Here is an 11,514-nt window from a genome sequence, read left to right as displayed (position 1 = left end):
AAAAAGCTGAAAACGCGCGATTTTACCATAAACCGCAAAAGGGAGCCTGAAAGCCCAGTTCAACGCTTTTCAGGCTGCCCAAACGCACAACAGGCCGCCCGCAGGCAGCCTGAAAACCAATAACCGGCAAGCTATTTCTTCGCCTTACCCGCTTTAGCCGGCGCTTTGGCTTTGGCCGCGGCAGCGGTTTTTAACGATGCCGGATTCACCCGAACCGATGCACGCAAATCGCACACGCCCTGATAATCCGGCGTTTCGCGGGCATACCATTCGCCGTCCATGCGTTTGCGCGACGCTTCCAAGTCTTTGAAACTTGGGCTGTCGGTGCGCAGGGTTTGGTAGTCAGTCTGCTGCGACTTGGGTAACTCGCTGCCCAGCCGCAGGCTCAGAATCGGCACCCGCTGTGCGGCTTTGTCGTAAAAGCCCAGATTATTCGGATTGCCGCGCGGCAGCGCCGCCAGATGCTCGATGCCCGCCACCACGCGGCCGACCACGGTAATCTGGCGGTCGAGATTGCGCGCCGGCTGGCCGATTACCACATACAGCTCGCTGGCGGTCGAACTGTCCGGCTCGTTGTTGCGCGCCGCGCCGACCATGCCGTAGCAATGCGGAATCCACGCCTCGCCGTCTTTCACCGCCACCGGAAAGCTGCCGGCATAACCGATTTGGTCAGATAACGCCGCCGGCTCTTTGTCTTCCAACGGTACGAAATTCAACCCCGCCAGCGGGCGGGCAAACTCCGGCGCCAGCTTGGCGGCGGCATGGCGCGGCAGTTTGCGCCGCTTGGCCGGGTTGTCGCCATCGGCATCGCCAAACTGGGCAACAAAATTATCCTGCACGCGGTACACGCTCAAGCCGTCGAAAAAGCGGCCGGCCGCCAGCAGCCGGATCTGCTCGGCATGGCGCGGCGCAAAATCTTCCGCCAGCTCGATCACCACCCGATTGCCGTTTTTCAGCGTGATATACACCAGATTGCGCTGGTCGATACTGCGCCACGCATCCGCCGGCGCCTCCTTCAGCACATCGGCGGCAGACTTGCGCTCAGGCGGATTATCGGCAGCGGCGGCGCTCACAACGGCAGCCAGCGCCAAAGCAACAGCGGCTTTCAACATGGTTTTTCTCCTGGATGTTTTCTGGGACTTTTCAGGCTGCCCGCACACGGCCGCAACCGCAGCGGCAGACGGCTTGAAATGTACTGACGGCACGGCACGCCGTCAAGGCAGCCTGAAAAACGAAAAGCAGCCTGAAACCCCGTTTGCAAGGTTTTCAGGCTGCCTTTTACTGCATCAAAGCGAAAACAGCTTAACGCGGCGCCACCATATCCGCAGGCACGACCAGTTGGTCAAACTCTTCTCCAGTCAGCAAACCCAGCTCGATGGCAGTTTCGCGCAGGGATTTGTCGTTTTTGTAGGCGGTTTTGGCGACTTTGGCGGCGTTTTCGTAGCCGATTTTGCGGTTGAGCGCGGTAACGAGCATCAGCGAGTGGTGCAGGAAGTAGTCGATTTTTTCGGGCACGGGCTCGATGCCGACGGCGCAGTTTTCGTTGAAGCTGTTGCAGGCGTCGCCCAAGAGGCGCACGGATTGCAAGAGGTTATACGCAATCATGGGCATGTAAACGTTGAGCTCAAAATTGCCCGAGGCGCCCGCCATGCCGATGGCGACGTCGTTGCCGAACACTTGGCAGCACACCATGGTCATGGCTTCGCATTGGGTGGGGTTGACTTTGCCGGGCATGATGGACGAGCCAGGCTCGTTTTCGGGGATTTTGATTTCGCCCAGGCCGCAGCGCGGGCCGGAGGCGAGCCAGCGGATGTCGTTGGCGATTTTGTTCAGGCTGGCGGCAAGGGTTTTGAGTGCGCCCGAGGCGTACACGGCGGCGTCGCGTCCGGCAAGGGCTTCAAATTTGTTCGGCGCGGTTACAAACGGCAAACCGGAAAGTTCGGCCAAACGTGCGGCGGCTTTGGCGGCGTATTCGGGGTGGCTGTTCAAACCTGTGCCGACGGCGGTACCGCCCAAGGGCAGTTCGTACAGGCCTTTGAGCGCGTCTTGCAGGCGGTCGAGACCGTGGTCAAGCTGGGAAACGTAGCCGGAAAATTCCTGGCCCAAAGTCAGCGGCGTGGCGTCTTGCAGGTGGGTGCGGCCGATTTTGACGATGGGGGCGAAGGCTTGGGCTTTTTTGTCCAGCGTGTCGCGCAGGGCTTTGACGGCGGGAATCAGCAGGCGGTTGATTTCAATCGCGGCGGCGACGTGGATGGCGGTGGGGAAGCTGTCGTTGGTCGATTGCGCGTGGTTCACATGGTCGTTGGGATGCACGGGTTGGTAGGCGGCCAAGCCAGTGCCTGCGATTTCGTTGGCGCGGTTGGCCAAGACTTCGTTCATGTTCATATTGGACTGCGTGCCCGAACCGGTTTGCCATACCACCAGCGGGAATTGGCCGTCGAGCTTGCCCGCAAGCACATCATCGGCAGCCTGAACAATCAAATCCGCCTGCTCCTGTTTGATGCGGCCGAGCGCGGCATTGGTGTGCGCGGCGGCTTTTTTCACCAGCGCCATCGCGTGAATCATCGGCTGCGGCAGGGTTTCGCCGCCGATTTTGAAATTCTGGCGGCTGCGCTGCGTTTGCGCGCCCCAGTAGGCTTCAGACGGCACTTCTACATTGCCCATGGTGTCGTGTTCGGTACGGGTGCTCATAGGGTTTCTCCTGTAATGGGTTGGGGGAAAACTACACTGTGTTACAACGCAATGATTATAGCGCTTTCAGGCTGCCTGAAAACTCGGCGCGGCAAAATAAGCGCCAAAGCGCCCGCCGGTATGGTTTCGCCAGGTTTCAGGCTGCCTGAAAAAGCAGCCTGAAAGAAATAGCCGGCGGTTTTCGGTGCGCGGGGCGCACCCTACGCATGGCCGTTATTTAAAAAGCAGCCTGAAAACACGATTGGCGTTTTCAGGCTGCTTTTGCCTTTGACTTTAGGCGACTTTCTCAAAGGTTTGCACCATTACCTCGTCGCTGATATCGACCAGCTGCGGCACGATGCGGGTGAAGTGTGCAGATGCGGAATGGGCGTCCAAATCGGCTTGGGTTTGCCAGAATTCGATAAAGCTGAATTTGTTGCCGTCGGCTTTGTCTTGAAACAGCTCGTAGGACACGCAGCCTTGTTCCTGACGGGTGGCGGCGATCAGCTCGGCGCACAACTCTTGAAAGCGCTCAGCCTGACCGGCTTTGACTTGGAAGCGGGCAAGTACGGTAAGCATGGTTTTTCCTTTCGCAAGGGTTAGGTCGGGCGGCCATTATGGCACGGGCGCCGGCAGCCTGAAAGCGGTTTTCAGGCTGCCTGATCAACGGCGGGAACAACGTTCAGATAACGCAGCGCCAAATGCTGTTTTTCCGCATCCAGCGCGGTCACGGCAGCCTGAATCAGGCTGCGCGGGGCAATTTCCAGCGGAATGCCGGTGGCGCGTGCCACCAGCGGCAGGCCGTCCACGCGCACCAAGTCTTCCCGGAGCACTTGGGCGCGCACTTCGCGGATTTGCTGCTGTTCGAGATAAACCAGCGACCAATAGGCTTCCATGGTGTCCTGAAACTCGCGGTAGGCGGCGTGGGCGCTCTCAAAGGCGCCGACGGCGGCAAACAGGCCGTCGCGGTTATCGCTGTAGCGCGGGGCGGTGTCGGGCAGCAGCAGGGAAGCGAGCTGCTGCTGGTTGATGCAGTCGGCGGCGCGGCGCAGCGGCGAAGTGAACCAGCCGTAGTGGCTCAGATTCATGCCGGTGTGCGCTTCGCTGCGGGTGGACATCCGCACCCGCCCGCCGGCAGCCTGAACGCGGAAAATGGCGGGCAGATCGTGCTCGTCGAGCATTTTCGCCCAAGTGCTGTTGGCCAGTATCATCATTTCGCTGACCAGCGTGTCGATGGGCGAACCGCGCTCGCGCTTGGCCACGGCTACGCGGCCGTCTTCCTGCAGCCGCACGCTGTAGTCGTAGCGTTTGACGGTGTTTTCTTCAAAACGGTCGCGCTGTTTCTGCAATTCCTGAGCCAGCGTGAAAAGGTAGGCCAGATCGGCATGGTGGGGAAAGGCGCCGGCCGCGGCTTCGGCGGCGCCAGTGCCGGTTTCGCTGTTGAACAGCGGCTCGATGCTCTGGATGCGCAGATTGCAGCCGATGGCGACGCGCTCGATGCGGCTGCCGACATAGGCAGCCTGAAAATCGGGGGAGATGTCGAAATAAATGCTGAAAGCGGGGCGGATATGGCCTTCATCTAGGCTAAAGGCGGCAATCCAGTTGTCCGGCAGCATGGTGATTTTGCCGCCCGGGTAGTAAACCGTGCTTTGGCGCGCGGCAACCAGTTTTTCGATGTCGCTGCCTGCAGCCAGCGCCAGTGTGGGCGCGGCGATGTGGATGCCGACGCGGCGGCGGCCGTCGCCCAAATCCTGCAGCGACAGGGCGTCGTCCACTTCGGTGGTGTCGTCGTCGTCAATCGAAAAGGCGCTGATGCCCTCGGCCAGCGGCAATTCGGGCAGCGGCGGCAGCGGAATCTGCGGTGCGGCAGTGCCGTTTGGAAAATGGGCGAAAGCAAAACCTTCGTACAGATACTGCGGCAGCGACGCGATGCCGCCGGTGTGCCGCGCCAGCCCGTAGGCATCGGTTTTCAGCGCATCGGCCGCCTGGGTAAAGGCTTTGTAGGCGGGCGACTGCTTGTCGGGCGCATACAGAATCTGTTTCAGCTCGGCGGCCACGCCCTCGGGCAGGCTGCCTTCCTGCAACTCTTGCGACCAGGCGGCAATCTGCGCTTCCTGCTGCTTTTTGCGCTCGATGGCGGCCAGCGCCTGCTGCAAAACGTCGGCCGGCGCGGCTTTAAACACGCCTTTGCTTTTTTTGTAGAAATAGGCAGGCGCGGCATACAGCGCCATCAGCGTTGCCGCCAGCTGCACCTTGCCGTAGCCCGCGCCGAAATATTCGGCGGCGGCGTGCTCGGCGGTAAATTCGTCGCCGCCGCAGCTTTCCCACAAGAGATCGGTGTCGATTTGCGTCGCTTCTTCCTGGGCGCGCTCGAGAAAATCAGCCATATCGCCGTCAAACTCGGCAAAGACGTTGGCGGCTTTGATTTTGGCGCGCTTGCCGTGCTGGGTTTGCGCCTGATAGGTGGCGTCGGACTTCTGGATAACGGCGGCGGCTTTGAATTTGCCGCCTTCTTCGTAAAAAATATTCATGGCGCAGGCGCGGGCAGATGGCAAAAAGGGAGCGATTATAGTGAAGAAGCCCCGCCGCCGCCGAAAAATTGTTTGAGAAAAGTCAAACCAAGCCGGCGCGGCGCCCGGCAGCCTGAAAATTGGAACTGAAAATGCTGCAGATGCTGCGTCCGCAATCATGCCCGCACCAACACAGCAACGAAGGAACAACATGGCTCACATTTTCTGGACCGCCGACCTGAACACCGGCTTTGGCGAAATCGACAAACAACACCAGCAAATGGTTTTATACATCAACGAATTGAACGACGCATTTGAAAAAAGCGGCGCCAAAAGCGAAGACATCGGCAAAGTGCTTTTTGACCTTATCAGCTGCTCGATGAACCATTTCGACTACGAAGAAACCATGATGGAGCGCTCGGGCTACGCGCTAACCGAGCCGCACCGCCGCGTGCACCAGAATTTCGCCAACAAACTGATGGAATACCAAGGCCGCCTGCTCGCCGGCGAAGACATCAAAGACGAACTGCTCAACAGCCTCGACGGCTGGCTGTTCCGCCACATCCGCCTGAACGACCGCGGCTATATCGACAGCGTCCAAGCCGCCGGCCTGTATAACGACGAAGACTTTGCCGCCGCCATCCCCGATGCGCCGCAGCCGTCAAACTGGCAGCCTGAAAGCGCCGCCGCCCCGAGCACCGAAGAGACTAGCGACCAACGCATGGTGTTTAGCGATATCCGCGAAACCACGCCGCCCGCCGCCGAAACGCCCGCCGAAGCCCCCCGCTCCGCCGGCGGCTGGGCATCCGCCGATTTTGCCTAAGCGCCGCACCCTTGCCGTTTGGCGACGCTTGCAGGCAGTCTGAAACGTTTTGCCCAAGCAGCCTGAAACGGTTTTTGCCGTTTCAGGCTGCTTTTAAGCACCCGCTTGCCGCATCCCCTATCCGGCAGCCTGAAAACATTTGCCCGCCAGCTGGTAAAACAGTTGAAACGGCGGCGCAGCGCAGTTATAGTCCGCCACACTTTCATTTTTCATTGATCCCGCACCGAGGAAAACACCATGAGCGATTTGAATCTCAATAAAGAACCCGAACAGCCCGATTCGCAAAGCCTGGCCGCCCAAGCCCAAGCGGCCGGCGAAGCCGCCGAGCGGGTTATCGCCGAAGATGCCGCGCGCGCCGCCGCGCAAAACGCCGCCACCGCCGCCGTATCCGCCGACGATGCCAATCTGGCGATGCTCGCGCATCTGCTGAGCATTGTTTTCGGCTTTATCGCGCCGCTGATTATCTGGATGATCAGCAAAGACCAGCCGCAAAAAGGCTTTGTTGCCGACCAGGCCAAAGAAGCGCTGAATTTTCAGATTACCGTTATCCTCGCCATTGGTATTACCGTTGTGCTGATGGCGATTTTTATCGGTATTCTCCTTTTTCCGATGGTTTTGGTTGTTAATTTTGTGCTGTGCATTCTCGCCGGCTTGAAAGCGCGCGAAGGTGTCGCCTACCGCTATCCCTTTACCCTGCGGCTGCTCAAATAAGCGCCGCGCCCAAGCAGCCTGAAAACCCTTTTGCGGTTTTCAGGCTGCTTTTTTGCACGACACGCCACCAGATGCCGGGAAATCCATATAATCTAAACACTTTTCGCCACACTCCCCGCCATGCCCTTGTTCCCCTTTCCCGCCCCGCGCCTGCCCACCGCCGGCGAGCGCGCGCTGATCGAGCCGCTGTTCGGCGGCGTAATCGACTGCGACCGCCTGCGGATTTACCGCCGCCGCTATCTGCCCTTTCAGGCTGCCGCCACCGCGATGGCGCCCAACGGCGCGCTGTATTTCCCCCAGCCCAAGCGCGGCGGCGGGCTGTATTGCGCCGATTTTTCGCAGCAGAGCCCCGCCATGCAGGCGCTGTTTGTCCACGAATGCGTGCACGTTTGGCAGCACCGTCTGGGCTATCCGGTGCGCCTGGCCGGCCTGCTGCTGGCGCTTTCCGGCGGCTACCGCGGCCGCGCTGCCTACCGCTACCGCCACCTGCTGGACGAAAACCGCCGTTTCTGCCAGTTCAATATGGAACAGCAGGCCGATATGGTGGCCGACTATTTTCTTGCCGAGCGCCACGGTAAGGGCGCGCCGCCCGAATTGCGCCGCCTGCTCGCGCCGTTTCTCGCCAACCCTGCCGACTGCAGCCTGCTGCCCGCGCTGCCACTCCTGCGGGCAAAAGGGTTTTAAACGGCACCAAGGCAGCCTGAAAACCAAATTCCGTTTTCAGGCTGCTTTTTGTTGCCGCCGCCCCAACTGCCGCCAATCCCGCCGATAGCACGCCCCGCCGCCGCTTGCGGCTATAATGCCGCCTTTGCCGAACGAAGCCGAAAGGAATGCCGTGAAAATCCCGCCGCTGCCCCTGCTGCTGGCGCTGGCCGCCTGCCAAAGCCCGCTGCCGCAAAACTTCGCCGTACAGTCGCTGCAGCTGGTGGTGTACCGTGACGGCACCGGCCGGCCGCAGATTCCCAAACCGCTCAACGCCGGCGAGAAGCGCCGCGCCGGCTGGCAAAACTGGCTTGCCACCCACCGCGGCCAATGGCAGCGCGGCGCCGGCCAAACCGCCGCCGGCGCCACCCTGTGGTGCGCGCAATGGCAGGATGGCAAAGGCGAGCAGCGCATCTGCAACCGCGACAATCAGGCGCTGGTGTGGTTCGGCACCGGCGTATTGCGCGACCCGCAGGCCATCGCCGAAGCCAACAAAATCTGGATCGGCCGCGGCCAGAGCGTCTCCCCGTTTTAACCCGTTTTGAAAGCCCTTATGAACATCCGCATCGGACAAGGCTACGATGTCCACCGCCTGACTGCCGGCCGCCCGCTGATACTCGGCGGCGTGCGTATCCCCCACGAAACCGGCCTGCTCGGCCATTCCGACGCCGACGCCCTCTTACACGCGCTCACCGACGCCCTGCTCGGCGCCGCCGGCCTGGGCGACATCGGCAGCCACTTCCCCGACACCGCCTCCGAATTTGCCGGCGCCGACAGCCGCGAACTTTTGCGCCGCGCCTACGCTGCCGTGCGCCAAGCCGGCTGGCAGGCGGTCAATGCCGACTGCACCGTCATCGCCCAGCGCCCCAAACTCGCGCCGCACATCGCCGCCATGCGCGCCAATATCGCCGCCGACCTGGCGCTGCCGGCAGACTGCGTCAACATCAAGGGCAAAACCAACGAAACCCTTGGCTACCTCGGCCGCTGCGAAGCCATCGAAGCGCAAGCCGTAGTGCTGCTGCAGGCAGCCTGAAAGCTGTTTTTGCGGTTTTCTACCCTTTCAGGCTGCCTAAAACCCCAACCCGTCCCAACAAACGAGCACACCATGAATATTCTGATTACCGGCGCCGCCGGCTTTATCGGCTCGCATACCGCCGTCGAACTGCTGGCCGCCGGCCACCACACCGTCCTGCTCGACAACTTCAGCAATTCCTCACCGGCCGTTTTGGAGCGCATCGCCGAAATCAGCGGCCGCCGCGCGCCGTTTTATCAGGGCGACATCCGCGACCGCGCCCTGCTGCGCCGCGTGTTTGCCGAGCAGCAAATCGACAGCGTGATCCACTTCGCCGCGCTCAAAGCGGTGGGCGAGAGCGTACAAAAACCGCTCGAGTATTACGACAACAACGTCTGCGGCAGCCTGGTTTTGTTTGAAGAAATGGCCGCCGCCAGCGTGTTTTCGATAGTGTTCAGCTCGTCGGCCACCGTGTACGGCAATCCGGCGCGGGTACCGATCGACGAAACCATGCCCACCGGCGCCACCACCAACCCCTACGGCACGTCCAAACACATCATCGAAACCGTGCTGCGCGACCTGGCCGCCGCCGATACGCGCTGGAGCGCCGTGCTGCTGCGCTATTTCAACCCCATCGGTGCCCACCCCAGCGGGCGCATCGGCGAAGACCCCAAAGGCATTCCCAACAACCTGCTGCCCTATATCTGCCGCGTGGCTGCCGGCACGCTGCCCGAATTGTCGGTGTTCGGCAGCGACTACCCCACGCCCGACGGCACCGGCGTGCGCGACTACATCCACGTTGTCGATCTCGCCCGCGGCCACCTGCGGGCGCTGGAAGCCAAAGCCGGCCGCAGCGGCGTTCACACCTACAACCTCGGCACCGGCCGCGGCTATTCGGTGCTGGAAGTGGTACGCGCCTTCGAGCGCGCCAGCGGCCGCAGCATTCCCTACGCGCTCAAACCGCGCCGCGCCGGCGACATCGCCCAATGCTACGCCGACCCCGCCCGCGCCGCCGCCGAACTGGGCTGGCAGGCGCAATACGGCCTAGACGACATGATGCGCGACAGCTGGAACTGGCAGCGCAACAACCCCGAAGGCTACGGCAGCCAATAAGGATTCCCAAGCTGCTTTCAGGCAGCCTGAAAACCGTTTTGCCGCCCGCCGCACCTTTCATCAGCTCCCGTAGCAGAAATGTCGGATACAAGTATCCGGCCTACATGGCTTTCAATCGTAGGTCGGATTCTCGAATCCGACGACCGACCTCAAGGACGGCATCCGCGCAGGAAAATGGCGGAAATGTCGGATACGAGTATCCGACCTACGCGGCGGCCAAAGCAGCCTGAAAGCCAAACTACCGCTTGGGCACCAAACACAAGCGCAACCCGCCGTTTGCCCTTTCAGGCTGCCTGCGGCCCATCCCGTCAAACCCACCCATCCGAAAGTTTCCCATGCTGCAACCCTACACCCTGCTGCACGCCGCCTGCCCCGCCGGCGCCATTGAAAACCTCTACATCCCCGCCCAAGACACGCCGCGCGGCGTCGCCATCGTCCACCATCCCAACCCGCTGCAGGGCGGCACCTTTACCAACAAAGTCGCGCAAACCGCCGCCAAGGCGCTCGCCCAGCTCGGCTTTCACTGCTACCTGCCCAATTCGCGCGGCACCGGCAACAGCGAAGGCGAGCACGACTACGGCGCCGGCGAGAGCGACGACATGGCCGCGCTGGCCCAATGGGCGAAACAGCGCCACCCCGAAGCGCCGCTGCTGGTGCTGGCCGGCTTTTCCTTCGGCGGCTATGTTGCCACCCTCGCCGCCGAGCGCGTGCAGCCCGATTTGCTGCTGCTTATCGGCGCCGCCCTCGGCCACTACAAAGATCGCACCCCCGCCCCGAGCGCGCCCAAGCCCGAGCACACCCTGCTGGTGCACGGCGCCGCCGACGAAGTCGTCGCCCTGCAAAACGTGCTTAACTGGGCGGCGCCGCAAAACCTGCCGGTAATCGTGCTGCCCGAAGCCAGCCACTTTTTCCACGGCAAACTGATTCCCCTGCGCGACACCCTGCTGCGCTTTATCCCGCCGCTGCTGGAAGCGGCCTGAAAGCCGTCCGCGCGTTAAACCCAAAGCAGCCTGAAAGCCGGTTTTGCGCTTTTCAGGCTGCTTTTTGGGATTCCGACAGAATGCGGAACAACAACCCCTACCGCCCCCCGCGTAGGCGGGAATCTTGGTCAAACGTGGGCGGCGGTTGATTTACCGAATGCTGCCCAAAGTCCGAAAGAGCCAAAGGCAGCCTGAAACCGTTTTCAGGCTGCCTTTTTCCGCCGCCGAGGCAAACGGAGCGCGACAATTTTCCGTCTGCCGTTTATAATCGCTCCCCTTTCAGGCTGCCGCCAAGGCCGGCCGTCCCTTGTATCAGGAGAAAATCGTGAATATCGAAAAACCCGATCCCTATGCCGCCCCGCAGAGCTTCGAAACCGAAGCGTTTGTCGAAGTCGATATCGCCCCGCCGCTGCGGCGTATCGGTGCCTATCTGCTGAATGCCCTGTTTCAGATACTGGCGATGATCCCGCTGATTATTGCCATCGCCAGCGTCGTCAGACAATCACAGGTTTTGGATATAGAAAGCCCCGCTTTCTGGGAGCTGGTCATCCAGCAAAACAGCGGCTGGCTGCTGCTGGGCGCAGTGCTGCTGATTGCGCTGGGCATTGTCCAGGCCGCGCTGTTGACCGCCCGCGGCCAGTCGCTGGGCAAAATGATCTGCCGCCTGAAAGTGGTGAAAACCGACGGCAGCGATGCCGGCTTTGTTGGCGCGGTACTGCTGCGCGAAATTGTGTTTTGGGTCGGCATCGCCATTGCCGGCGGCATTATCAGCGCCCTCACCGGCTGGCACGACTACTTGCTAAACAATCTGGTCATGCTGGTCTGCCTGGTGCAGCTGTGCGTCGGCAACCGCCGCACCATCCAAGACATGCTGGCCGGCACGGTGGTGATCAAACTGCCGCCCAAATACTGAGCCTGCCAAACTTTTCAGGCTGCCTGCCCGCCACGGCAAGGCAGCCTGAAAAGGCTCAAGCCAAAAGCAGCCTGAAAGCC

At 61.4% G+C, this 11,514-nt stretch carries 12 protein-coding genes; 8 read left to right on the top strand and 4 right to left on the bottom strand.

The window, feature by feature from the left end; genetic code table 11:
- Positions 1 to 131: 131 nt before the first annotated feature.
- The 4 genes from OP500_RS00245 to OP500_RS00230 form a co-directional block, all read right to left on the bottom strand.
- Positions 132 to 1,112, bottom strand: coding sequence for a peptidylprolyl isomerase (locus tag OP500_RS00245; RefSeq protein WP_238745197.1), 981 nt, complete (start codon positions 1,110 to 1,112; stop codon positions 132 to 134).
- 190 nt (positions 1,113 to 1,302) lie between these two features.
- The gene (fumC, locus tag OP500_RS00240; protein ID WP_238745199.1) at positions 1,303 to 2,691 is read right to left on the bottom strand and encodes a class II fumarate hydratase; all 1,389 of its coding nucleotides are present in this window, start codon (positions 2,689 to 2,691) and stop codon (positions 1,303 to 1,305) included.
- A 273-nt stretch (positions 2,692 to 2,964) separates the two neighbouring features.
- Positions 2,965 to 3,249 carry a putative quinol monooxygenase gene (locus OP500_RS00235; protein WP_274069857.1) on the bottom strand — a complete coding sequence of 95 codons (285 nt, stop codon included), beginning with the start codon at positions 3,247 to 3,249 and terminating at the stop codon, positions 2,965 to 2,967.
- Positions 3,250 to 3,320: 71 nt separating this feature from the next.
- Positions 3,321 to 5,201 carry a ribonuclease catalytic domain-containing protein gene (locus OP500_RS00230; protein ID WP_274069856.1) on the bottom strand — a complete coding sequence of 627 codons (1,881 nt, stop codon included), beginning with the start codon at positions 5,199 to 5,201 and terminating at the stop codon, positions 3,321 to 3,323.
- A 190-nt stretch (positions 5,202 to 5,391) separates the two neighbouring features.
- Between OP500_RS00230 and OP500_RS00225 the strand changes: the two genes are divergently transcribed.
- The 8 genes from OP500_RS00225 (at position 5,392) to OP500_RS00190 (ending at position 11,434) form a co-directional block, all read left to right on the top strand.
- On the top strand, positions 5,392 to 6,003 hold the full coding sequence (locus OP500_RS00225) for a bacteriohemerythrin (protein WP_274069855.1): 612 nt from the start codon (positions 5,392 to 5,394) through the stop codon (positions 6,001 to 6,003).
- Between the two features lie 237 nt (positions 6,004 to 6,240).
- Positions 6,241 to 6,714 carry a DUF4870 domain-containing protein gene (locus tag OP500_RS00220; protein ID WP_274069854.1) on the top strand — a complete coding sequence of 158 codons (474 nt, stop codon included), beginning with the start codon at positions 6,241 to 6,243 and terminating at the stop codon, positions 6,712 to 6,714.
- A gap of 120 nt (positions 6,715 to 6,834) precedes the next feature.
- A complete protein-coding gene (locus OP500_RS00215) occupies positions 6,835 to 7,398 on the top strand; it encodes a type IV secretion protein Rhs (protein WP_274069853.1) in 564 nt (187 codons plus the stop codon).
- A gap of 151 nt (positions 7,399 to 7,549) precedes the next feature.
- Positions 7,550 to 7,951 (top strand): hypothetical protein, encoded by a 402-nt coding sequence (locus OP500_RS00210; protein WP_274069852.1) that lies wholly within the window; start codon positions 7,550 to 7,552, stop codon positions 7,949 to 7,951.
- Between the two features lie 18 nt (positions 7,952 to 7,969).
- Positions 7,970 to 8,449, top strand: coding sequence for a 2-C-methyl-D-erythritol 2,4-cyclodiphosphate synthase (ispF, locus tag OP500_RS00205; protein WP_274069851.1), 480 nt, complete (start codon positions 7,970 to 7,972; stop codon positions 8,447 to 8,449).
- A 72-nt stretch (positions 8,450 to 8,521) separates the two neighbouring features.
- Positions 8,522 to 9,541: a UDP-glucose 4-epimerase GalE gene (gene galE, locus OP500_RS00200; RefSeq protein ID WP_274069850.1), complete on the top strand. Its 1,020-nt coding sequence runs from the start codon at positions 8,522 to 8,524 to the stop codon at positions 9,539 to 9,541.
- A 335-nt stretch (positions 9,542 to 9,876) separates the two neighbouring features.
- Positions 9,877 to 10,521 (top strand): alpha/beta hydrolase, encoded by a 645-nt coding sequence (locus OP500_RS00195; RefSeq protein ID WP_274069849.1) that lies wholly within the window; start codon positions 9,877 to 9,879, stop codon positions 10,519 to 10,521.
- Between the two features lie 325 nt (positions 10,522 to 10,846).
- Entirely contained in the window at positions 10,847 to 11,434 is a 588-nt protein-coding gene (locus tag OP500_RS00190; RefSeq protein ID WP_274069848.1) for an RDD family protein, read from the top strand.
- Positions 11,435 to 11,514 lie beyond the last annotated feature (80 nt).

The organism is Kingella sp. SNUBH-2017, from assembly GCF_028680565.1.
GTDB classification, from domain to species: Bacteria; Pseudomonadota; Gammaproteobacteria; order Burkholderiales; family Neisseriaceae; genus Kingella_D; species Kingella_D pumchi.
Note: the sequence above shows the minus strand (reverse complement) of the source record. Positions and strands in the feature narration are given on the sequence as shown.

Coding starts and splice junctions, on each gene's coding strand:
- OP500_RS00245 (WP_238745197.1), bottom strand. CDS start 1,112: ATGTTGAAAGCCGCTGTTGCTTTGGCGCTGGCTGCCGTTGTGAGCGCC.
- fumC (WP_238745199.1), bottom strand. CDS start 2,691: ATGAGCACCCGTACCGAACACGACACCATGGGCAATGTAGAAGTGCCG.
- OP500_RS00235 (WP_274069857.1), bottom strand. CDS start 3,249: ATGCTTACCGTACTTGCCCGCTTCCAAGTCAAAGCCGGTCAGGCTGAG.
- OP500_RS00230 (WP_274069856.1), bottom strand. CDS start 5,201: ATGAATATTTTTTACGAAGAAGGCGGCAAATTCAAAGCCGCCGCCGTT.
- OP500_RS00225 (WP_274069855.1), top strand. CDS start 5,392: ATGGCTCACATTTTCTGGACCGCCGACCTGAACACCGGCTTTGGCGAA.
- OP500_RS00220 (WP_274069854.1), top strand. CDS start 6,241: ATGAGCGATTTGAATCTCAATAAAGAACCCGAACAGCCCGATTCGCAA.
- OP500_RS00215 (WP_274069853.1), top strand. CDS start 6,835: ATGCCCTTGTTCCCCTTTCCCGCCCCGCGCCTGCCCACCGCCGGCGAG.
- ispF (WP_274069851.1), top strand. CDS start 7,970: ATGAACATCCGCATCGGACAAGGCTACGATGTCCACCGCCTGACTGCC.
- galE (WP_274069850.1), top strand. CDS start 8,522: ATGAATATTCTGATTACCGGCGCCGCCGGCTTTATCGGCTCGCATACC.
- OP500_RS00195 (WP_274069849.1), top strand. CDS start 9,877: ATGCTGCAACCCTACACCCTGCTGCACGCCGCCTGCCCCGCCGGCGCC.